Annotated in this window: 16 protein-coding genes; 3 read left to right on the top strand and 13 right to left on the bottom strand. The window is 36.8% G+C overall.

From position 1 onward, the window contains the following. Window positions 1-3: 3 nt before the first annotated feature. On the top strand, window positions 4-810 hold the full coding sequence (locus tag LEP1GSC203_RS10195; RefSeq protein WP_002973833.1) for an FcpA-related putative periplasmic flagellar protein: 807 nt from the start codon (window positions 4-6) through the stop codon (window positions 808-810). Here the strand turns inward: LEP1GSC203_RS10195 and LEP1GSC203_RS10190 are convergent. The 3 genes from LEP1GSC203_RS10190 to miaB form a co-directional block, all read right to left on the bottom strand. Next, entirely contained in the window at window positions 807-1,637 is an 831-nt protein-coding gene (locus LEP1GSC203_RS10190) for a hypothetical protein (RefSeq protein ID WP_002974456.1), read from the bottom strand. The genes LEP1GSC203_RS10195 and LEP1GSC203_RS10190 overlap by 4 nt on opposite strands. 72 nt (window positions 1,638-1,709) lie before the next feature. Then, complete coding sequence (locus LEP1GSC203_RS10185; protein ID WP_002973858.1) at window positions 1,710-3,302, bottom strand: LptF/LptG family permease; 1,593 nt, start codon at window positions 3,300-3,302, stop codon at window positions 1,710-1,712. Beyond that, complete coding sequence (gene miaB / locus LEP1GSC203_RS10180; protein WP_002973916.1) at window positions 3,295-4,671, bottom strand: tRNA (N6-isopentenyl adenosine(37)-C2)-methylthiotransferase MiaB; 1,377 nt, start codon at window positions 4,669-4,671, stop codon at window positions 3,295-3,297. The genes LEP1GSC203_RS10185 and miaB overlap by 8 nt, the downstream gene beginning before the upstream one ends. Before the next feature lie 63 nt (window positions 4,672-4,734). On the opposite strand from miaB, the gene LEP1GSC203_RS10175 reads away from it, so the two are divergent. Beyond that, window positions 4,735-5,334 (top strand): J domain-containing protein, encoded by a 600-nt coding sequence (locus LEP1GSC203_RS10175; protein ID WP_002974307.1) that lies wholly within the window; start codon window positions 4,735-4,737, stop codon window positions 5,332-5,334. On the opposite strand, the gene LEP1GSC203_RS10170 is transcribed toward LEP1GSC203_RS10175, so the two are convergent. From LEP1GSC203_RS10170 to LEP1GSC203_RS10160, 3 genes are read right to left on the bottom strand one after another with little or no spacing between them, the layout of a single operon-like run. Further along, the gene (locus tag LEP1GSC203_RS10170; RefSeq protein WP_002973599.1) at window positions 5,331-6,467 is read right to left on the bottom strand and encodes a DUF1574 domain-containing protein; all 1,137 of its coding nucleotides are present in this window, start codon (window positions 6,465-6,467) and stop codon (window positions 5,331-5,333) included. The two genes, LEP1GSC203_RS10175 and LEP1GSC203_RS10170, sit on opposite strands and share 4 nt — an antisense overlap. A 1-nt stretch (window position 6,468) precedes the next feature. Continuing rightward, window positions 6,469-7,893 carry an MBOAT family O-acyltransferase gene (locus LEP1GSC203_RS10165; protein ID WP_002974374.1) on the bottom strand — a complete coding sequence of 475 codons (1,425 nt, stop codon included), beginning with the start codon at window positions 7,891-7,893 and terminating at the stop codon, window positions 6,469-6,471. 25 nt (window positions 7,894-7,918) lie between these two features. Then, window positions 7,919-9,100 carry a class I SAM-dependent rRNA methyltransferase gene (locus LEP1GSC203_RS10160; protein ID WP_002974148.1) on the bottom strand — a complete coding sequence of 394 codons (1,182 nt, stop codon included), beginning with the start codon at window positions 9,098-9,100 and terminating at the stop codon, window positions 7,919-7,921. Between the two features lie 54 nt (window positions 9,101-9,154). On the opposite strand from LEP1GSC203_RS10160, the gene LEP1GSC203_RS10155 reads away from it, so the two are divergent. After that, window positions 9,155-11,686 carry a SpoIIE family protein phosphatase gene (locus LEP1GSC203_RS10155; protein ID WP_002973663.1) on the top strand — a complete coding sequence of 844 codons (2,532 nt, stop codon included), beginning with the start codon at window positions 9,155-9,157 and terminating at the stop codon, window positions 11,684-11,686. On the opposite strand, the gene LEP1GSC203_RS10150 is transcribed toward LEP1GSC203_RS10155, so the two are convergent. From LEP1GSC203_RS10150 to LEP1GSC203_RS10120, 7 genes are all read right to left on the bottom strand, one after another. Further along, on the bottom strand, window positions 11,661-12,500 hold the full coding sequence (locus tag LEP1GSC203_RS10150) for an undecaprenyl-diphosphate phosphatase (protein WP_002974245.1): 840 nt from the start codon (window positions 12,498-12,500) through the stop codon (window positions 11,661-11,663). The two genes, LEP1GSC203_RS10155 and LEP1GSC203_RS10150, sit on opposite strands and share 26 nt — an antisense overlap. A gap of 6 nt (window positions 12,501-12,506) precedes the next feature. After that, a complete protein-coding gene (locus LEP1GSC203_RS10145; protein WP_002974054.1) occupies window positions 12,507-13,178 on the bottom strand; it encodes a lipoprotein LipL31 in 672 nt (223 codons plus the stop codon). Between the two features lie 100 nt (window positions 13,179-13,278). Further along, window positions 13,279-16,701 carry a transcription-repair coupling factor gene (gene mfd, locus LEP1GSC203_RS10140; protein WP_002974325.1) on the bottom strand — a complete coding sequence of 1,141 codons (3,423 nt, stop codon included), beginning with the start codon at window positions 16,699-16,701 and terminating at the stop codon, window positions 13,279-13,281. A 6-nt stretch (window positions 16,702-16,707) separates the two neighbouring features. Continuing rightward, a complete protein-coding gene (gene panC / locus LEP1GSC203_RS10135) occupies window positions 16,708-17,562 on the bottom strand; it encodes a pantoate--beta-alanine ligase (protein WP_002973713.1) in 855 nt (284 codons plus the stop codon). Further along, a complete protein-coding gene (gene hisD, locus LEP1GSC203_RS10130; RefSeq protein ID WP_039937722.1) occupies window positions 17,559-18,851 on the bottom strand; it encodes a histidinol dehydrogenase in 1,293 nt (430 codons plus the stop codon). The genes panC and hisD overlap by 4 nt, the downstream gene beginning before the upstream one ends. Window positions 18,852-18,894: 43 nt before the next feature. Then, window positions 18,895-20,076 (bottom strand): LIC11435 family protein, encoded by a 1,182-nt coding sequence (locus tag LEP1GSC203_RS10125; protein WP_002973572.1) that lies wholly within the window; start codon window positions 20,074-20,076, stop codon window positions 18,895-18,897. Next, on the bottom strand, window positions 20,066-22,039 hold the full coding sequence (locus LEP1GSC203_RS10120) for a FecR domain-containing protein (protein WP_002973838.1): 1,974 nt from the start codon (window positions 22,037-22,039) through the stop codon (window positions 20,066-20,068). Before LEP1GSC203_RS10120 ends, LEP1GSC203_RS10125 begins: the two co-directional genes overlap by 11 nt. Window positions 22,040-22,064: the final 25 nt, after the last annotated feature.

The raw sequence follows: 22,064 nt of genomic DNA, 5'->3' as shown, positions 1-22,064 counted from the left end.
TAAATGAAATTTCCCATCCTATTTTTATGGATTTTTTTGATTTTCCTAGTTACCTTGCCTGTCAGTGCAAAGGATACGAATCAAGCATCATCTAAAGAAAATCGAGTAGAATCCATTCTTCCCTCCAGACCGGAATCCGGTTCACCCTGGGGAGATAGTTCAGAAAGATTGGATACAATCCAGGTTCTGAATTTAGTTGATGAAAAAAATTCTGAAAAACGTTGGCAGGATGCAAATAAAGAATACTCATTTGCCATTGATCACTTTGAATCCGGTAAAAAGAATATCGAAAAACGAAAAGAGGATTCTAAAAAAGAAATCTACTACGAAGATAGATACGAATGGCAAAAACAAATTAGAAAGGAAAACAAAGAGAAAGAATTTCAAAAACAACTTTTTGACTTACGAACTCAAACTGTAACTCGCCTTGTTAAGGGTATGACTCTTTTGGATAAAATTGAAAATCCCAAGGTAAAAGATAGTGCACCTTACTTAGATTTAAAATCAGGAATTTACAGAGAATACATCAAACACCAAGAGGCATTTAAAAACTATCTCCAAGTTATTGATTTTACTCATCGGTACATTGATCTTTCTTCAAAAAATGAAAAAGAAGCAGAGCCTCATCGACTCCTAGCTTTATCCTATGAAAAAATGGAACAAACAGCAATACGCTCTAAAAACCAGGAGCTTTATTACGAATTCAAAGAATTAAAGAAGAAACACCTGTTACGATTTGCTGAAATTCACTATGGGCGCGATTCCAAAGAATTCGCTACCATAGAGGAAAAGGTAGGAAAGGACTTTTAAATTAGCCCTAGTTTCTTCTTTAAGGACCTGTTTTCTTCTACGAGTTCCTTAATCTCTTGTTCGGTATATTCAAAAAGCCTATCTTGTGCTCTTAAAATTTTATCCAAATTCATTTCTTCGATTCGAGAATAGTTTAAGACCTGTTCAGTAGCCTTCTGTAATTCCAAAGCTTGTTTTAGTTCTTTTTCTCGGAGTTCATCCAATTGTTGGCTTGCTTTCACACGCTCGTGAAGTTCAATCAACTCCTGGTTTTTCATATCATTGACTTTGTCTAACGCGGTGTTGATTCCAGCCTGAGAACGTTTGACAAGTTCCTCATACTTTAAAATCGAACGGAGGGCTTCATTTTCTTTTTTAGATTCTTCATATTCTTGGTGAGCAAGAGTAAATACACCTTCAAAGAATCCAACATTTTCTAAACAAGAATTTCCAATGTCCAAAGCAGCTGCCTTATAAGATTCCGACTGGATAGTTCGATCCAAAATCATCCTAAGCTCTCGTACATGGAGTGGGTTCTCTAAAACTAAATATTTAGCATGACCTTGTACAACTTCTTGAATTTGGTCGACTCCATCTTCGGAGGAAATCAGAATTAAAGAAACAAAAGGGTTAGCTTCAAATGCAGAGGTAATGGTGGCTTGGATTTGTTTCCATTCTGCAAAGGTTACCTGTAGGAACAAAATATGAATATCGTTTGGACTGATTGTGATTCGATCCAATTCATCCAATTGCATTTGGTTGACTTGAACTTTGATCTTTGAATGTTTCCAAAGTTCAACCGGAAAGGGGCGTCCTTTAGATATATTCCAAATGTAAGAAGTTTTCAAATCAGGTCTCCTGTTCTACAAATACTAATTCTATAGGACTGCAGTCAGAGGAATTTTCTAGCAAATTTTGCTTCATTTACGTTTTCGGAAGCGATTTTTTATCAGTTCCATTTGCTCGTCCAACCGGTCTCGAAACCGAAAGTAAAATCCTAAGCGACTGCGAATGGACTCAGGTAACTTGGCATCCGTCCGTGAAATCATAATGTAGATCGAAAGAGTGGCAATCACAATATTTGCCGACCAAGGTCCAACCCAATCGGGAACATTTTCTTTGTATGAAATCCCAGATCCGAAGATAAAAAATGTATAATAAATCAGTAAAAAAATAACTGCAAGCGTGAAACTCATTCCTTTTCCAGATCTTTTTACCACAAGTCCAAGTGGAAAGGAGAGAAAGAAAAATATTTGGCAAGAGAGAGGAGTCGCAAACCTTTTGTGAATTTCTACATTAAAACCTGTTAGAGTTTTTTTAGATTCATTCAGTAATTCGGAAAGCTGGGTAAAGAGTGCAAATTTCTGAGCCATATCTTCTTGGTTTCCAGAACTCGCTCCCATAATCAGTTCATACTTAAACTGCTCTACCATTTGTTTTAAACCGCCTACCCCTTTAATGGATAAACCGTATTCTTTCAAAATTTCTAATCCTGGAATATTTTCTAAACCTTCCGACTCAATCGCATTTCGAATTTCAATAAGCATAGGTAAAGAAAAAGTATCAGGTTTGACGTTGATACTCAATGTCTTGGTATCTTTTTTGGCTGGAGTGTTGTAATCCATCTCTCCATCCATAAAGTTAGTGATGCCTATGGCATTAGTTTCAGGATCCCATTCGATTACATATCCTTTTCTTAATCGAACTGATTTTTCATATTCGCCTGCTAAGTTTTTTTTCTCAACTAACAGGCCTTCCTTGGCATTGATGATTTGTAACATCTTGGATCCGCCCATAGGTACAGCCAAATTATTCACCATAATAAAGTCAGTCCCATCGGCTGAGATTGCCCATTCTCGGATTTGTACATTACTAAGATTACCATCCGCATCAATCCCACCCGAATACATGGTCCTTCCCTTTTCAGAGAAAAAATCCTGGGTTTTATCTCCCGAAAACTGACCAGGTTGGATGGCAAGTAAAGGATTGTAGGTGGCAATCCAATTATCAAAATCCTTCATCTTACGCGTATTCTCTGGCCCTAAATAAAAATTTAAATACCCGACGATGAGAGTCATTAAAAATCCAAATACAAGAAAATTGGAATAGATATAAGGGAATGAAACACCGGAAGCACGCATGGCAGTAATTTCTGAATCACCTGACAACCGACCTGCTGCCATAATTCCAGACATCAAACAAGCCATAGGAATTGTCATAGGTAGAGTATTTCCAAATACATAACCCATATAGTCCAATAAGCGAAAAAAATCAACACCCTTACCCACAAATAATCCAATCATTTTCTGGATAGCAACTGCCATATAGATCATAGTGAAAAAGGAAAGAGCCACTAAAAAAGGGCTTAGAATTTCTTTTAGAATATAAATTCTAAGGATGGAAGGTTTAAACCGTTTCCATTTGCCTAATCGATCCGTATCCACCATAAAACCTGGTGGTAAGTCATCTTTAGAGAAAACTCTTACGGTTCGTAAATCGACTGGTTTAGCCAACGAGGGTTCCTTTTAAAGTCGCACTTGTTGCCGATTCTACCTTTACTTTGACAGTTTTACCAATCCAATCTTTTGGATCCTTAGAAGCATCTTCAGGAATTGGGAACACAATCATCCTTCCACAATGCGAACGACCACATAACTCTAGTTTGGATTTTTTAGAAGTGTTTTCAATCAACACAGAAAATTCATTCCCAATTTTTGACTGGTTCTTTTCGTGAGAAATTTTAGTTTGTAACTCAACAAGTTCAATTAGACGTTTACTTTTTACTTCTTCTGGAACATCATCAACAAACTTTCGTTTCGCGATAGTGCCTTCTCTTTCAGAATATTTAAACATATAGGACATATCAAACTTAACTTTTTTGACAACCTCGAGAGTTTCCTGAAACTCTTCTTCTGTTTCTCCAGGAAAACCCACGATGATATCGGAAGTTATTCCAATATCCGGAATTCGACTCTGGATGCTTGCTACCAAATCAAGATATTCTTCTTTTGAATAACTTCGTTTCATATCCCTAAGGACTTTAGAACTTCCCGCTTGTAATGGCATATGTATTTGTGAAGAAAATCTTTCTTCCTTTGCCATAAGAGAAATTAGATGATCTGGAAAGTCTTTCGGGTGTGGACTTGTAAACCGAACACGTTCGATTGTGGTCTCTTTTAAAATCTTTTCTACTAGTGCACAAAAGTCTGTATTTTCAAATGAATAACTATTTACGTTTTGGCCAAGTAATGTAATTTGTTTTACACCCATCTCTTCTAATTGTAGAATTTCACTGACGATGGAACCTGGTTCCCGGCTTCGTTCTCTACCTCTCGTATAGGGCACTACACAGAAGGTACAAAAATTATTGCATCCTCGCATAATGGTAACAAAAGCTTGGATTCCATTTACAACTTTTGGTTCTAATTCATCATAAGTTTCTGTCCGAGAAAGTCGTGTTAGTTGAACATCTCTTTCTCCTTCCCTAATTTTTTGAATGAGTTCGGGTAATGTTCTGTAATTATCAGGTCCGACAATGAGATCCAAGGGAAGTTCTTGGTGGAATAAATCCTCTCCCAAGTTTTGAGCCATACAACCAAGAACCCCAATGACAAGATTGGGGTTCTTTTTCTTTAAATATCCCAGGGATTGTAATCTACCATAGATCTTAGCATGAGCATTTTCTCTGACAGCACAAGTATTGAGGAAGATAATATCGCTTTCCTCAACCGAATCCGTGGTTTCGTATTTCTCTTTGCGAAAGAGTTCCTTGACGATTCCCGTATCGTATTCGTTCATTTGGCACCCGTAGGTCTCCACATAGACCTTTCCGAGTTGGATGGGGCTCTCTGCAGTGGGAATTTCGGTCAAGGATAGGTTCATAATGATATGTTTTTCCAGAAAATCTCCTTGTAAAGCAAAGAAGAAGGGAACTAAAAGGAGTATATGGCTCGGACGAAACGGGAAACTTTTTACGAAATTTTAGGTGTAACCAAAGAATCTACGTCAGAAACAATCGAGGCCATTTATCTAAAGGAATTAGAATTTTGGGAACATTTACAAGAAGCTGGAATTGGGGAGGCAAAGGACAAAATTCTGGAATTGACTAGGGCTTATCTGACTCTTAGCGAACCCAAAAAAAGAAAGGAGTATGATTCCCAATTGGATTTCGAATTTGTTCTCTTGGATGGAAAAACAAAAGATCCAGATATGGAAGAAGCCTATGATCATTACAGGCTAAGCCACCAGAAAACCTACCAAGAAATCATCAGTGATTTTACTCGTTTCCGGGAGGAAATGGGAGACACCCTCTGGATTCTAAAAAAAACAACAATTTATATGGTGCTGAACTTACTCTTATATTCTGCACTAGTACTCATTCATTCTCTTTGGATCGAAAATACGGAAAATGAAAAAGTTTGGGGACAAAATGCCTCTGATTGGGGATCTGGAATTTTCCTTGGAATCAGTGCTTTAGGATATCTTTTCTTTCGTTTCCGGTTTCTAAATAAAGAATTAGAAAAACGGAAACAGAAAAGATCTTAACGAACTTCTTTTGGAAAAAGTATCGGTAATAGATTCGGAAAACAAGCTCCACTCAAATGTAAGGAATCTACAAAATCTTTACAAACCCAATGAGGATCCATATTGGGATCCACCACAGTAAACTTAGAATTAGGCACTTGTGAAGCAGATGCCACGGCGGCTTTAATTTCTTTATTAAACTTTTCTAAAAGTCCGTCGGTAGACATTCTTCTTCTCAGTGCATCCGATACAGCAGGAAAATAAACGATTACAGGAATTCCCGTTCCTTTGAGTTTGTCTAACATTCTCTTAAAGAAGTAAATCTGAGTCGGTGCTAAACTAGTTCCACGTAAATACTGGTTGTACATTGCCTCAGCATCTCTTTCTAAAAATACATCCATATTAGCAAATTTAATTTCATTGGGAAGTGCACCGAATTTTATTCGGTTAACCATTTTGATTTTATCAATATAATTTCGTTTGTGGTCTTTACCGGTAATACCGACAGACATACCAGGAAAAAAACCAACTTCAATGTCCTTATTATTAGCTTTAATTGCAGTTGGATCTAAAGGATATTTATACAATGCAAAGAGTTTTTTTAGGAAATAAATTTCCACTTCATCCATGGAAAAACCTTTTGCATTAGTTTTCCAAGGATCCTTTGTTTTTAATCGATAAATATCAATATTTTTTAATACGTATTCATTGTCATAGGATCCATTCAAAGAATAATCAATTGCAGCTTGGGAAAACAAAAGAGGATCTACTTCTATTAAAACATAACGAATGGGAAGATCGGCATCTAAACTTCGCTCCAACCAATAGGATTGGAAACTAGGAGGTCCAAAAGGAGCTGCAAAATTAAAAGTATTTGTATTCGGAAAAAAAGATTCTAACATTTGCGAATCAAATTCTCCGGACCGAGAACTTCCTAAAATTAGGCCAATTTGTTTAGAAGGATTTTTTTTCCTTTCCTCCAACATAACTTCAAAAAGGTCTTCCTTTAATTCATAAAACTTTCTTTCAATTTTTTTCCAACTGTATGTGTTTTCTACGATCACAGGTAAAAAGAAAATTTTATCCAATAAGAAGAGTGCAAATGCAAGTAAAATCGGATATAAAACTACAGGAAATTTCAGTTTAGAATTCATATTAAAATTGGAAATAGATAAATTCCGTTCCTCCCGGAGCAAGATAACCTAACAAAATAGTAACGATAAGCGAAAAAACCAAAAGAAATCCAAATGATTTTACTGTAGACCAACCTTCTCTTGGAAAACTTGGTTTGGTTTGTAGGTAGTTTAGTAAAAAAGTAATGAATAAACTATAAACGATTAATTCTAATTTATTTGTCCTTTCCCCACTGGCACCTGTAAAGGCTCTGAAATACATAGATATTGCATTGTGAACGGAAGGAGCATTAAAAAATGGAATTGTAAGAACAAAAAAACTAAATGCATACAATACACCGAGACATTTTTTCCAAAAAGGGATTATCGCATTTTTATTTGGTTTTCGAATGAGCTCAAGTTTACGCTCAAAACTTAACATAACCCCATGCCAAAAACCCCAAATGATAAAAGTAAAATTGGCGCCATGCCAGAAGCCTGCCAAAGTAAAGGTTACAATTAAATTTAAGTAACCTCTGTATTCGGAAACCCTAGATCCACCTAATGGAAAATAGATATAATCTTTGATCCATGTGGCAAGAGTCATATGCCACCTAGTCCATAATTCACGAACTGATTTGGAAAGGTAAGGAGCATGAAAGTTTTCAGGCAAATTGATACCAAGAAGTTTGCCAAGTCCACGTGCAAGATCTGTATACCCACTAAAGTCACAATAAACTCTAGCAGCATAGCCAAACCAAACAATGAAATTTGTGAATCCATCATATTGGTCTGGGTTTTGAAAAACAGGTTCAATGACAGGAGATAAGTTGTCCGCAATGACTACCTTTTTAAAAAGTCCAAGAAATACTAAGTAATAACCTTCGAAAAGTTGTTCTTTCTTTGCATTCCAAACTTCTAACTGATAAAAAAATTCTCCATGACGAACAATAGGCCCTGCCACTAGCTGCGGAAAGAAAAAGATAAAAAGAGCAAATTGCAAAAAATTGGGATTCTCTTCTGCATTTCCACGTTTGATATCAATCGTATATGCAACCATTTGGAAAGTATAGAAACTGATGGCAAGTGGAAGAGTAATTGAATCAGCACCGAATTGTGTGTTTAAAAAACTTTGAATTGATTCCGGTGCAAAAAAAATGCTTCCTGTGAATTGGAAAAGCAGTGCCCAAAGAAAATAAAAATACTTAAATAGGAACAGGTTACCAAAATTTACAAAAAGGGAAACCGGATACCAAAATGAGGATTTATTCTTAAGGATTTGTCTATTGAATAAATGGTTTAATCCTACTATAGTTAGGAAGTGAAAGGCAAAGGGAATCGACCAGGCGGCATAAAAAACAAAAGATGCCAGAAACAAAAAACCTAATCGGTATTTGCCGCGAAACACCCAGTGCAAACAATATACGACAAGAAAAAACAATAGAAAACTAAGGGATGTAAATTTCATTCTAAGATTTCACCAAAGTATAAGATCAGGTATCTCCATCAACCTGAATCACAAGTCCTTTTAGGTATTCTCCTTCTGGATGGAAGACTGAATATCCATGGTCAGGGCTCTGGGTTAGATGGTGCAAAATTCTAACTCTTTTTTTGGCATCTTTTGCTGCCCCGAAAACAATTTTTTTAAACAAATCAAAAGAAATATGTTGGGAACAAGAGAAGGTAAATATCACCCCCCCAGGTTTAATTTTAGACATAGACCTCATGTTAATGTCTTTGTATCCACGGCTTGCTTGATTGACAGTAGCAATGCTCTTAGTAAAAGCAGGTGGATCCAAAATAATCAGATCATAAAAACTAGATTCCATGTTTTTTAGATAATCAAAACTATCTAAAACTAAACTTTTATGTGTAATTGGTTCTTTTTCAAAAGAAAAACCATTCAAAACCAAGTTTCTTTCACATAGTTCTATCGCTTGTTTGGAAATATCCAAACTATGCACCATTTTTGCACCAGCTAATAATGCATATACGGAAAATGCACCTGAGTAGGCAAAAGTATTCAAAACCGTCCGTCCTTTCGCATACCGTGAAACAAGAGCCCTGTTGTCTCTTTGGTCTAAAAAAAATCCCGTCTTTTGCCCTTTGGTAATATCTGCAATAAACTGGATTCCATGTTCTGTAAAAATGGCTTCAGTATCCTTTCCTTTATGGAAGGTGGCGTCCCCTCCTTGTTTTTCATTTGGCTTTTCATTTTTTTCTAAAATGATTTCAAAACCCTTTGAGGATAAGAAAGAGATAAGCCAGTTCCGCAATCTCAAAGCTCCTGGAGTTTTGAGTTGCATTACAGCTGTTTTGTGATAACAGTCAACAATGATACCAGGAACTCCATCTCCTTCGGAATGAAAGAGTCGAAATCCCGTTGTGTCTTTAGGCAGTAGTTTAAGTTTGGATTCTAAAATACCAGTCCATTTTGAAATCCAATAGGACTCAGTGGATCCCTCTTCATTTTGATCAAAAGAGAACAATCGAATTCTAATTTGACTTTTTGGATCATAATGACCCCAAGCAAGAAATTCACCAGTAGAAGTTTCCACTCGCACGGTATCTCCTGAGGATAAATCCTTTTCTTCAGAAGCAACAGCTCCGGAGAAAATCCAAGGATGAAAATTTAATACAGCTTTTTCTTTATTCTTTTTTAATCGAATGACCATTTTGCATCCATTTGGAATAGTATCAGAGTTATGAACGTAAGGGTTCGTCTATTTATGATCAAACCGATACTCATCTTTCTTGTCTTTTCTTTTTCCCTTCTCCATTCCCAGACAGTCTCAGTTTCCACTACAAAAACCGATTCGGATCCATTGCTTACACTGGATTCAAATTCGAATGATCCAAATTCCTTTTGGTTTATGACTGAGGAAGATTTAAATGAATCTACAATCGAAACCCTTTCCGAATCTAACTTTTGGAATTGGACTTGGAAACGAGTTCCCATTCCAGGGAGTTTATACAAAAATAAGGCAGATTATGCGAAGAAAAAAACAGTTTTCCTTGCCAAATGGATTGAGTTTCCAGAAGAAAAGAACATTCAATTCAGCTTTCGACTCGGTGTGATCAATGACCGCGACCGGACCTATCTCAATGGAGAAAAAATCGGAAGTACTGGAGAATGGAACTCGTCTGATCCCCAAGCTTACGACAAACTAAGAATTTACCATATTCCCTCCCATCTGATTCATTTTGGAAAAAAAAATCTCTTACTCATCCAAGTGAAACCATACTTTGGGAACTCTGGCGGGATCGAACAAGATGAAACAATACTTGGTCCATCAGATAAAATATATTCCAGATTCTATAAAGATGAATTCATAAAACTACTGTTTTTAACAATATATTCTACCGTTGGAGGATATTTTCTTTTTTTGTTTATACGCAGAAGAAAAGATAGAGAAAATCTTTTTTTTGCCCTCTTTTCCTACTCATTCGTAATTTATAATTTTCTAAGAAACCAACTTAAATACGAATTTGGATTCCCTTTTTTAGAAATGAAAAAAATGGAATATATGGTCATTCTCCTCCTGATTCCATTCATGTATCACTTTCTCAGAACACTATTTGAAGAACGATATAATTTTTGGGGTAAAATTTTAGATGGGTTACAATTAAGTTTTTTCCTTTATTTTGCTTTCACTCATAATATTGAATCTTTTAGCTTTTTACTCACAAATTTTGTGCAACCAACATGGATTGCCTATGTAGTATTAATATTTATTATTTTATATAGAAACCTAAAGAAAAAAGAAAGAAGGGCCATTTATATTACCATCGGATTAACAATTGTTCTTATAGCGGCAATCATTGATACAGCTACCAATCGAAACTATTGGGTTTTTCCTAGAATTATGGGTTATACTTTTCTCGTATTTAATATTTCACTAGCTATCATACTCGCAAATTCCTTTGTAAAACTAAATGAAGAAGTAGAAGATTTAAACAAAAATTTAGAAAGAAAGGTAGAAGAAAGAACTGACGCCTTAAATGAGTCCTTACTCCAATTACAAATTTTAAAAGAAAAACAAGATGGTGATTACTTTTTAACATCTCTTCTGATTCAACCACTTGCACGAATAGAAAATCAAATTCCTGAAATCAAAATTGATACTTTTGTTGATCAGAAGAAAAAATTCCAATTTAGAGGAAAAGACGGAGAGATCGGTGGAGATATTTGTATTGTGGGAACCATTCATTTAGACTCCGGTTCTTATACAGTTTTTGCAAATGGCGATGCAATGGGAAAATCGATTCAAGGAGCCGGTGGTGCCCTTGTTCTTGGTGTAGTCTTCCAAGCAGTACTCTCAAGAGCAAAATCCAGTTACACAAAGTCAAGGCCGCCAGAACTTTGGTTAAAAGATCTCTATGTAGAACTTCAATCTGTATTTGTTAGTTTCGACGGCTATATGTTATCCAGCGTGGTATTAGGAATGGTTTCAAAAGATGGATTTGTTTATTATATCAATGCAGAACATCCTTGGAGCATTCTGTATCGCGATGGAGTGGCCTCATTCATTGAAACTGAACTTTCTATGCGGAAATTAGGTTTTCCAAAAAATGATCACTACTTTCAGATTAAAACATTTCCTTTAGAAGCAGGCGACAGTTTACTCATTGGATCTGATGGAAGGGATGATATTGGTCTTGTACAAGATGATAGTAATAATCGTTCCATCAATGAAGATGAAACATTAATTTTACGGTTTGTGGAACGTGCAGAAGCAAATCTAAAAAATATAGTCAAGGAAATTGAATTCAGTGGTGAAATTACCGATGACCTTTCTTTTCTAAAAATTGAATACATTCCCAAAGAACCTCGGATGTCACTTCCTGAATTTGTGAGAAAGGAATATATTGAAATTAAAACCAAGTCAAAACAAGGGAAATACACGGAAGCCTTAACCCAGTTAATTCCTCTTCTCAATCAATTTTCCCATCCGTCTTTTTTAGCTCTTGCAGGTAAGTTAAATTATCAATTAAAGAATTGGAATGAAGCGATTGAACATCTAAAACTTGCATCAAAAGAAAATCCAATGCAAGAAGACTATCTCTATATGACTGCTAGAGCTTTGTATAAAAATGGGCAAATTCAGGAAGCTGTGATTTGGTGTGAACGTTTATTTCTACGAAATAAACTCTACAAGCAGAACACAAAGTTACTCATGACTCTGCTTGATAAAACGAAAAATATAGACAAAAAGGAATTCTATTTAGAATTCTTTAACCACGAACAAAGTATAGGATAACTAAAATACCGAGTAGAATTCTATAGATTCCAAAAGATAGAAAACTCCTACGACGGATAAAAGCCATAAATAATCGAATGATAAAATAACAGATCACAAAAGATACAATACTTCCAAAAAGCAACAAACCGATGGTTTCTGAATTTAATATGGAGCGGTGTTTGTATAATTTATAAATTCCAGCCAAAGTCAAAACGGGAATTGCTAGAAAAAAAGAAAACTCAGCAGAATCTTTTTTGGAAACACCAAGAATCCTTGCCGTAATGATGGTAGCAGCGGAACGCGAAACACCGGGAATCAAAGCAAAACATTGGAAAAATCCAACAAAAATTGACTCTTTCATTCCAATCAACTTTCCTTCACTTTCATCATAGTGTTTCATCTCAACAAAAACCATAACAAGACCACCCACTAACCAGGAAGATCCAAGAATTAGAAGTAAGTCAGTTCGCATTTTGATTTGGTCTAAACTATTTTTAAATACAAATCCTAAAATTAGAATGGGTAGGATACCGACTAACAAATTGCGGTAAAATGAAAACCCAGATTGATCATCTGCTTTTTTGGTGATAAAGAGAACTGCCGACTTTGTATGTTTCCATAAAAGTTGAAAGTATAAAACGACTACGGATAGAATTGCACCTGTCTGAATAAAAATATCAAATAAATCCTCAAAGGATTCATGATCAACTTTTAGGTTTTCAAAAGGGAAAAAGTAACTAAAGAGGAAAAGATGTCCCGTTGAGGAAACTGGTAGGAATTCCGTGGCAGCTTCGATGATGCCACGGAGAAACGCATTTAAAGTATTGTCCATTCCGACTTATTTTTGTTGGTTGGCAGGTTCTTCCACTTTTTTCTTTGGAGCAAGGTATGCATCCAAGTCGAATTTATCGTTACGTTTGATCGTCACTTCTTCTTTAATTCTCTCAACAACTAAAGGAAGCTGTTCTCTGGTTTGCAATTGTTTGATTTGTGCCTTTGCGAAAGTAAGACATTTATCAATGGTTAGGTTTGCAATATTTCTGTCCATTCCACGAAGTCTTTCACATTCAGCTTTTGCTTGTTCATCAGTGATTTGAATTTTCTTTTCGACTTGTTCTGAAACGTACATCTGAGCGATCGTTTGCATTTCTACTTGTTTGATCACTTCAGCAACATCTGGACGAGAAATATAACCATTTTTCTCAGCTACAAGACGAGTCATAATCATCTGACGGTATGTTTGGTAGAAATTTTTCTTTTGGAGTTGGTAGTTCAAATCTTGGAAATTTTGTGGAACTTCGTTGATATCTTTTTCTATAAACTCAAGAAGGGTCTTTTTTTCGATATTTTGCAATCGGCTGATGGAATCAAGTGCCGTATCGTAAGCCGCTTCAAAGTCTTTTACGGTAATTTTATGGTTATCCAAAGTTTCGATGACCGGGGATGAGTCCGAACACTGAACGAGGAAAAGGGATGCCAAAAAAACAAATAAAGGAAGGATTTTAGTCATATTATTTTAGTGCCTGAAAGGATTTGTGATGATGGTTTCGTGAATTCCCGCAATGTCTATCTTTTTTTACGCACTAGGACTTGATTCTATTGCCTAATTATTAGGCGGCCAAAAATTCCAATAGAGAAAGCAATTTTTTGATTTTTTGCAGATCTTCTCGCTCCGGAATCGTATAACGTAATACAGATGGCTCTTGCGGGGAAATCATTAGGCCTTTAAATTTTGCCATTGCTTGGATCACTCGGTCTGGATTTCCGCGGAAATAAGTTCCACATTTGAAGAGGATTTCCTCTGGTTTTTCCGTAACAAATTCGAAACCTAAGTTGGAGGCAAGGGTTCGGATTTTTTCTAATTCCACAAATGTTTTCGCAATTTGTGGTAATTCTCCAAATCGGTCTTCCATTTCCAAAGATAGTTCCTCAATTTCGTCCAAGTTTGCCGAACCTTCAAACCGTTTGTAAAATTCAATTTTCTGTTTTGTATCGGGAATATAATCATCAGGTAGATAGAAGTTTGTTTTTAAATTGACTGCTGTCCTTACTTCGACACGCACTTCTTCCCCTTTAATCCGCGAAATTGCCTCTTCTAACATTTTTACATAAAGGTCAAAACCAACTTCCATAATATCGCCCGATTGTTCTTTTCCGAGAAGGTTCCCTGCTCCACGAATCTCTAAATCTCGCATGGCAACTTTAAAACCAGAACCTAACTCTTGGTATTCGAATATCGTATTTAACCTTTTTTCAGCAAGTTCAGTCATTAATTTTTTCGAAGGATAAAACATATAGGCATAAGCCTTTCTATCCGACCTACCCACACGACCTCGAATCTGGTACAATTGAGAAAGACCAAACATATCGGCTCGTTTGACAATGAGAGTATTGACATTAGGCATATCAATACCCGATTCAATGATGGTGGTTGTGACCAAAATATCATACTTTCGTTCGTAAAAATCCACAAGAGTTTCTTCAATTTCATCTTCCGTCAATTGCCCATGAAGGATTCCCACAGAAATTTCAGGAACCAAGGAACGGATGTAAGCCGCCTCTTCTTCAATAGATTCCACACGGTTGTAAAGATAAAAAACCTGTCCCCCTCTTTCAATTTCCTTTCGAATGGCTTCCTGGATGAGAGTATCGTCTTCCTCTAAAACATAAGTTTCGACACTTTGTCTATTTTTTGGTGCTGTGGAAATGATCGAAAGTTCTCGAATTCCCGTAAGTGCCATGTGCAAGGTTCGGGGAATCGGAGTTGCCGTGAGTGTTAATACATCTACCAAGGTTTTAAACTTTTTAATCGCTTCCTTATGAGTAACACCAAACTTCTGTTCTTCATCAATAATCAGTAGTCCCAAATTTTTTGGTTTTACCTTCGAGGACAAAATGGCATGTGTTCCGATGAGCATATCAATTTTTCCTTCGGAAAAATTCTTTAAATCTTCTCTAATTTCTGCTGGAGTTCGGAACCTAGATACAAAGGCGATTTTGATTGGGTAGTTTTCGTATCTCGATTTAAATGTATTAAAATGTTGTAACGATAAGATGGTGGTGGGAGTGAGAAGCATCACCTGTTTTCCCGCCATAATTACTTTAAATGCAGCACGAATGGCCACTTCCGTTTTTCCATAACCTACGTCACCGCAAACCAAACGGTCCATGGGTCTTATTGATTCCAAATCCTGTTTTACAGCTTCGATAGCAGAAATTTGGTCTGGGGTTTCTTCAAATTCAAAAGCTGCTTCAAATTCCTCCTGCCAGATAGTATCTGGTGGGAAAGCAAATCCATTTAATTTTAGGCGATTCGAATAGAGTAACACCAGTTCTTCGGCAAGTTTGTCTACTGATTCTTGAACTCTATCTTTTGCCTTTTTCCAAGAATTTTTTCCTAGCGTATCTAGTTTTGGAGAATCCGTTCCACCTATGTATTTTTGAACTAAAGAAATTTGGTCAAGAGGAACAAATAAACTGTCCCCACCCGCATATTCTAATTTTAAAAAATCCCTTTCTTTTCCATCGGCCTTGGTTCTTTCAATTTTGACAAACCGACCCACTCCATGATTGACATGAACCACATAATCGCCTTCTTTCAAATCAATGAAAGATTCAATCATTTGTGATGCTTGTTTTTTATACCGGGTTTTACGTTTGTATTGACGACCAAACAAATCATTATCAGTGAAAATATAAACATGGTCATCAAGTATATGAAATCCCTTTTTTAGATCTGAAATTACTAGATGAATTCCCGGCTTCACGTTGTTCAGTGGGAGTGGTGTTGGTTCTTCGGAATCAGAATGAACTGTTTCTAGCTCACCATCTGAAAACAAACCTTTCAGTCGCAGCATTTGGGCAGAGAATGACGAAGTGATAAAAATTTTATTTTTGGGATCTTCGCTAAGTAATTCTAAAAAATGTTCCTTAGCTTCCCTGATTTTTCCCCGAAACCCCCTAACCTCTGTAATTGGTTCGTAAGAGAAATTTCTTTGGTTGTCGGGCAAAAGAGAAAAGCGTATTCCCGGTGTTTCTTCGGAAGTGAGGGTATTCCATTCTTCCCCAAAGGAAAGTAATTCCTCTGGCTTTAAACACAAAGATTCTTCCTTTTTTTTCTCATAGAGCGTATTGTATTCTCTCTCCATTCCATAGGAACGTTCCTTCGTATCATAAAATCGGGGAAAGATAAGAATTGGTTTTTTAGTAAAAAATTTCAAAAAACCTTCGTGTATTCGGACTAGTGGTAAATGTTCTTCGATGATTTCCAGTTCAGAGTCAATGGGTAGACGTTTTTCGTTATGAATTTCTAATGTTTCTTGATACTTTTCTTTTTCCTCTCGGCTAACTATAGTTTCATTAGCTGCAGTAATGATAATTTCGCCAATTTTAGCAATGGATTTTTGAGTGTTGGGATCAAAGGTTCGGATTTCATCCACAGTATCACCAAAAAAATCGATCCTGACTGGATTTGACAAATAGGGAGTGTAAATATCTAAAATTCCACCCTTTAAACTAAAGTGGCCAAACTGTTCACAAACCTCTTCTCTATGGTATCCTAAATTCACTAGTTCAGAAAGTAATTGGTCCAGAGGAAAATCTTTACCTAATTTTAAGGTAATTGATTTTCCTTTTAAACTTTCTTTAACAGGGAGTTTACGTAAAAGTGCAGATACGGATGTAACCACTAAAGATCGATTTCCTGAAAGGATTCGATTGATTGTAAGAATTCGGTCCCTCTTCCATTCCATCTGCCACTTGGTATATTCATAAGGAATATTCTCAGGCCCGGGAAAATAGAAAATTTCATCTTGGGGAAGAAAACTTAAAAGTTCACGAGAAAAACTTTCTGCGTCTTGGTTTGTAGGAAGGACAACAAGAAAAGTCGAATCACTTTGGAGTGTTTCATAGAGAGAACTTGTAACAAACGAATGTGCCGACTCCGGAATTCCACTTAAATTGATTAATGAATTTTTCGATTCTGCGAATACTTGTTTAGGATTAAATTTACGATCTTCGATTTCTTTTGACATGAATGATTAATTCGGAATTTGTATGATTTGATTGTCAATGAGGCGGACATCCCCAACAAATACAGCAATTGCTAGCAATACCTCGCCCTCTAATTTATCTTTGGGTTCTAATCCTATTGGGTCTACAACTTCTAAGTAGTCAATACGAAGAGAATCTCCAGTTAGTAGAAAATCTCTCAAAATTTCTTTCCAAAGATTTATATCTCTTTCTCCTGAATGAATTGTTTTTTTGGCAAGGGCAAACATCCGAGGAATTAAACTTGCAGTTTCCCTTTCCTTGTTAGACAAACGGACGTTACGTGAACTCATGGCAAGTCCATCTTCTTCACGACGAGTCGGAACTCCGATCACTTCTAATGGAAAATTTAAATTCTCTACCATAGCAGATATCACTCGAAACTGTTGGTAGTCTTTTAAACCAAAAAAAGTTTTGTTCGGTTCTGTTAAATGAAATAATTTTGAGACAATTTGTAGAACCCCTTCAAAATGTCCGGGCCTAGTCCGCCCACAAAGGTTCTTTTGTAACGCAGGAATACTCAATTGAATTGGAGTTTTTGTTTCCGGATACATAGTTGTTACTTCGGGCAAAAACACTAAATCAACTCCTTTTGATTCACATAACATTAGATCAATTTCAGTATTTACTGGATACTGATGAAAGTCTTTCGGATCGTTGAACTGAGTTGGATTAACAAATATGGATAGAATAGTTTTATCTGTTTCTTTTTTCGAAGCTTCTACAAGATCCATATGGCCTGCATGAAGACTACCCATTGTAGGGCAAAATCCTATGGAATACTTTGCTGCTTTCCACTCACCAATTTGGTTTTTTAGTTCCGATATTTTAGAAACCACTTTCACGGGGATTCCTCAGTACGAACTTTAACACTGGTTCCATGTTCTTCATCCAAACCTTCCAATTCAGACATCAATTTGACAAAGGGGTAAAGTGTTTTTAAAGATTCTTTTGTAACTTCTTGAAAGGTCACTCGTTTTAAAAAAGTGTCCACGCCTAAGGAAGAATAGATCCGACTGCCTCTCGCTGTAGGTAGGATATGATTAGTTCCACTGATATAATCACCCATGGCAACGGGGGAATATGGTCCAAGGAAAACACTGCCTGCATGTTCAATTTTTGAAAACACTGCTTCATTGTCTCTTGTTTGGATTTCCAAATGTTCTGGTGCCAGTTCATTGGAAAACCAAATACAATCCTCAATGGACGGAAACACAATGATCGCTGAATTTTTATAAATGGAATGTTGTTTCATTTCCAAACGTTTTGGTCGTTCCAAAAATGCCTTTTCCAATTCTGCACTTACCTTTTCTGCAAAACTTTCTTCCGTAGTCAGTAAAATGGCAGAGGAATCTTCTCCATGTTCTGCTTGCGATAACATATCACAGGCGATCCATTTGGGATTGGCGGAAGAATCTGCAATGATCGATACTTCACTTGGCCCTGCAGGGCTATCAATTCCAATCAATCCCTTTCCAGCTAAGTAGGATTTGGCGGCAGCGACATAGGCGTTCCCTGGTCCAACTATAAATTCCGATTTCGGAATTGATTCTGTACCGTAGGCACATGCGGCAATTCCTTGTGCCCCTCCGACAGTGACAATACGGTTGACTCCAAGAATTTGGCAAAGCCATATCAAAATCTCTGGCAATCCATCTTTTTGGGGTGGTGTAACCAGTTGGATATTTCCTACCCCAGCGATTTTTGCAGGAATGACCCCCATAAGTACACTAGAAGGATACAAGGCCTTACCTCCGGGAGCGTAAACGGAGAGGGATGGAATCGCTGTGTACTTAACGCCTAACCGATTTCCATCAACTATTTTGGACCAAGATTCTCTTTTCTGCGCATTATGGAATTCTTCAATATTGGCTTTGGCTCTAAGAAAGGCTTCTTTGATTTTTGGGTCTAAATTCGTTTGGATAGAACTAGGATCGATAGTTACCGAACTCAGTTTGATTCCATCAAACTTTTCTGTGTATTCAATGAGTGCTTGGTCTCCTCTAGTTCGTACAGCTTCCAAAATCGGAAGTATTTTTTCTGTCGCAGAACTTAGGTCCTCTTTGGCATCCAAAAGAAAACGATCCAATTGATTCCGTGAATTTCTGTCACAGCGTAGGATAGGAATCGGCATAAAATCAGCATGAGGGGAAGTCCTTCCCTAAACAAGCTTTTTGTCAGAAACGAGAAGAGAATTCGATTTGGTACCGCGACCCGTATTCATACGTAAATCTCGATTGGTTCCAACCAACATCTGTAGTAACCGTTGCATGAACGCGTTTGGTTGTTTCACCTAAAGGAAATCCAGGCTCTACGTTTGCCACATTCCTTTTTGCTGAAAAATAAGAATCAACAATATTATAGAGTAAAAACACTCCCAAAATCCCAGCACCTGCTTGGATCACACCTAACTCAGTTTTAGCGGAATTAAATTTAGCTTCTGCATTGGTTCTATTCACTAACCATAGAAGTTGCGTGTCCTGACGTTCCACGAGAACTACCCCCAGAAGAACTGCTGATTGGTAGTCTGATCTTGCATTTAAGAATTTATTATAAGAATTGGCATATACTGCGGCAGCAGAAACAGCAACGACTGGGAAAACGAAAAGTTTCCAATTTTTTCCATCGATATATTTTTGTCCCCAACCAGGCATTAAAGTCGAACGCCAAAGTGTTGACCAATAAGGAGTTTCATAATAATCTTCTGGAATTTCTTTTCGAATGATCCTTTCTTGCCTTGCAGCAAACTGCGATGCTTTTTCTTTTGAATCTGATAAAACAACTCTTTGTTTGGCGGTAAGAACTTTATTCCTAGGATTTTCTAAAACTAAATCATAGATCCCTGTATCCGAATCTGCATCTACAGCGAAAGTAGCCTTGGCTACAGAATCAGATTCGATGGTAACTTTTTTTGCTAGGATTCTTTTCCCACCAGTCACCATATAAACCTTCATAGGATAAATAAAATCCTTACCTTCGAGTAGAAAAACTTTTTCCTTTTCTTCTTTGGATACAGAGAAAACAGAATCTTTCGTGAGTGTGGGAACTTTTGAAACAACCACCTCAAATTTAACCCATTCCGAATAACTGCCAACCTTTCCTAATTTATTGATGACTGCCACTCTATGTTCATAAATTCCAGAAGTATAATTTACTAAATCGTAACTGGTCCCATTCACTCTTTCGGAAAGTACAAGGTAACCACTAGAGTTCTTAATTTCTAAGACATAACCCGTAGCTCCATCCACTTCCATCCAACGCAATTGGTATTGGGTTGGTTCCTCTCCACTTGTTTGCGCAGAAAGTGAAGAAATAAAAATGAAAAACAAAAATAGATAAGGCCGAAACTTATTCCACATAGATTTTTCCTGGGCTAAGGATTTTAGGAACCTTCAGTTCGGGAACTGAAACAAAAAAGTCCTGTTTATTGTAAGCAGATTCTTTTTCGGATCCATCCGATTGTTTGTATAATGCAGCAACTTCCCATCGAAACCTACCGACATTGAATTTTTGAATATCAGTAAACTGAAGTTTGGTGGATCCAACTCTTTCATTAATAATTTGTTTTTCCCTAATTCCAGAAATATCAATTAAATGAATTCGGTATCCCGAAGCTTTATCCACTGGTTTCCAAGTGAAAAGGATTGAATTTTTAGAAAATAAATCAATTGTTTCATTTCGCACCGGTGTCACCAGACTAGGTGGATCCATACCAGAAACCATCTGGAAACTACGTATCCCACTTGCTTCCTGGTCACCCTCAACTGGACGAACTCGCCAATAAAATCTTCCTAGATCTTTTGATTTAAATTCAAAATAATTTCCAGATACCGTCTCTTTCAAAACCAGGGGCTGAAAGTCAGATTGTTTTGCAATTTCTACTTCGTAGTTTGACTTACCGGTTAATTTTTTCCATTTCAAAACAACAAGAGAACGTTCATCCACTTCCACCTCAGCTCCGTTTGCTGGTGCAATTAATTCCATTTCCTCTTTGGCAATCACGTTAAATGTGTTTGATTTAGAATCTAAAGAAACTCCATTGGAACCAATCCCTTTGACTCTCCAAAAGTAAGTCCCAACTCCGAGTCCATTACTAAGTTTCAAAAAATTGTTTTTAGTGGATTCCGATCTTAATTTGGATTGGAAGTTAGAATCAGAACTGAGTTCCCATTCGTATTGGTTAAAATCCTTATCATCCTTCCAAGAAAAGAAAAGTTGGGATTTTGTCTGTTCTTCCGCAAAAGTTTTTCCCTTTGCCGGCTCTAATAATTCTGGAGGGGAAGTGTTTGTCTTTTTGGATACTTGAAAATTAATCACTGTCGACGACTTTTCAGAAATCCCTGGGAGATTTGACCTTGCTTGGATCTTGGCAAAGTAATTTCCTTCTTTTAAGGAATCAAAGGCTAAGGATTGGCTTTGGGTTTGTTTTGAAATCAAACCCTCAGTGAAATTGGCATCCTTTGCTATTTGAACAGTATAAGAGGAGTATAGATCTAAAGGATTCCAGACAAACCGAACAACAGGTGTTTCTTGTGAAAAAGCAAACACTTCGCCTGATTTTGGACTCAAAATACGAAGGCCAGGATCACTCAGAATTCGAAATTGATAAACTTCAGTTGTTTGTTTTGACTTAGTACTCGGATTTTCATAAGACACTCGCCAATAATAGGAACCAGGGTCTAGCTTCTTAGTCAGGTTAGGTGATGTTAATTTTTCTTTGATCAGAGATTTGGAAAAATCAGGAAATAAAGAAATCTCTATTAGAGGGTTCGTTTGTTTTGCAGAATCAGGTTTCCATCCAGCAATGGAAAAAGAAATACGTTCTTGTCCCGATTCAGAGAGTATATTTTTCCTATCATCTGGCGTCGCCAAACGGTAAACAGGTTTTCCTACTTTTACCCCTGATTCGGTTACATTTGCAATTTGGTCTTTGGCAATGGTCTCTTCTTTGCCATTGGATGTGAGTTTTGCTTCCCCTTGGTCAACTTTGATATTTAATTCAGATTTGGTTTTATCCAATTTAACATCACCGTTAGCCACCTGAACTGTTTTATCACCGGCGGTGATATTCATTTTTATATCCCCAGAAACCGTTCCTTCCCTAGCGGCCTCAAAAGATCCGTAAGCAAAGTTGATATTGATGTTTTTATCAGATATATCCAAAAGGATCATGGAATTTTCGGAAATATTAATCTTTGTTCCATCATTTAACGTAAGGATTGCGTCGGATAAACCTTCTGTACGGATGGTGTCTCTATTTTTCACTTCTGTTTTGGATTCAATTAAATCCCAAACAACGGCGTCGTGAGTGTACTCGTACATCCTTTACAGTTTTGTCTCAATACAT

The sequence above is a fragment of the Leptospira terpstrae serovar Hualin str. LT 11-33 = ATCC 700639 genome (assembly GCF_000332495.1).
Taxonomy (GTDB): Bacteria; Spirochaetota; Leptospiria; order Leptospirales; family Leptospiraceae; genus Leptospira_A; species Leptospira_A terpstrae.
Note: the sequence above shows the minus strand (reverse complement) of the source record. Positions and strands in the feature narration are given on the sequence as shown.

Coding starts and splice junctions, on each gene's coding strand:
- hisD (WP_039937722.1), bottom strand. CDS start 18,851: ATGCCGATTCCTATCCTACGCTGTGACAGAAATTCACGGAATCAATTG.
- LEP1GSC203_RS10160 (WP_002974148.1), bottom strand. CDS start 9,100: ATGGTCATTCGATTAAAAAAGAATAAAGAAAAAGCTGTATTAAATTTT.
- LEP1GSC203_RS10125 (WP_002973572.1), bottom strand. CDS start 20,076: ATGTGGAATAAGTTTCGGCCTTATCTATTTTTGTTTTTCATTTTTATT.
- LEP1GSC203_RS10175 (WP_002974307.1), top strand. CDS start 4,735: ATGGCTCGGACGAAACGGGAAACTTTTTACGAAATTTTAGGTGTAACC.
- LEP1GSC203_RS10195 (WP_002973833.1), top strand. CDS start 4: ATGAAATTTCCCATCCTATTTTTATGGATTTTTTTGATTTTCCTAGTT.
- miaB (WP_002973916.1), bottom strand. CDS start 4,671: ATGAACCTATCCTTGACCGAAATTCCCACTGCAGAGAGCCCCATCCAA.
- LEP1GSC203_RS10150 (WP_002974245.1), bottom strand. CDS start 12,500: ATGGACAATACTTTAAATGCGTTTCTCCGTGGCATCATCGAAGCTGCC.
- LEP1GSC203_RS10165 (WP_002974374.1), bottom strand. CDS start 7,893: ATGAAATTTACATCCCTTAGTTTTCTATTGTTTTTTCTTGTCGTATAT.
- LEP1GSC203_RS10155 (WP_002973663.1), top strand. CDS start 9,155: ATGATCAAACCGATACTCATCTTTCTTGTCTTTTCTTTTTCCCTTCTC.
- LEP1GSC203_RS10120 (WP_002973838.1), bottom strand. CDS start 22,039: ATGTACGAGTACACTCACGACGCCGTTGTTTGGGATTTAATTGAATCC.
- mfd (WP_002974325.1), bottom strand. CDS start 16,701: ATGTCAAAAGAAATCGAAGATCGTAAATTTAATCCTAAACAAGTATTC.
- LEP1GSC203_RS10145 (WP_002974054.1), bottom strand. CDS start 13,178: ATGACTAAAATCCTTCCTTTATTTGTTTTTTTGGCATCCCTTTTCCTC.
- LEP1GSC203_RS10170 (WP_002973599.1), bottom strand. CDS start 6,467: ATGAATTCTAAACTGAAATTTCCTGTAGTTTTATATCCGATTTTACTT.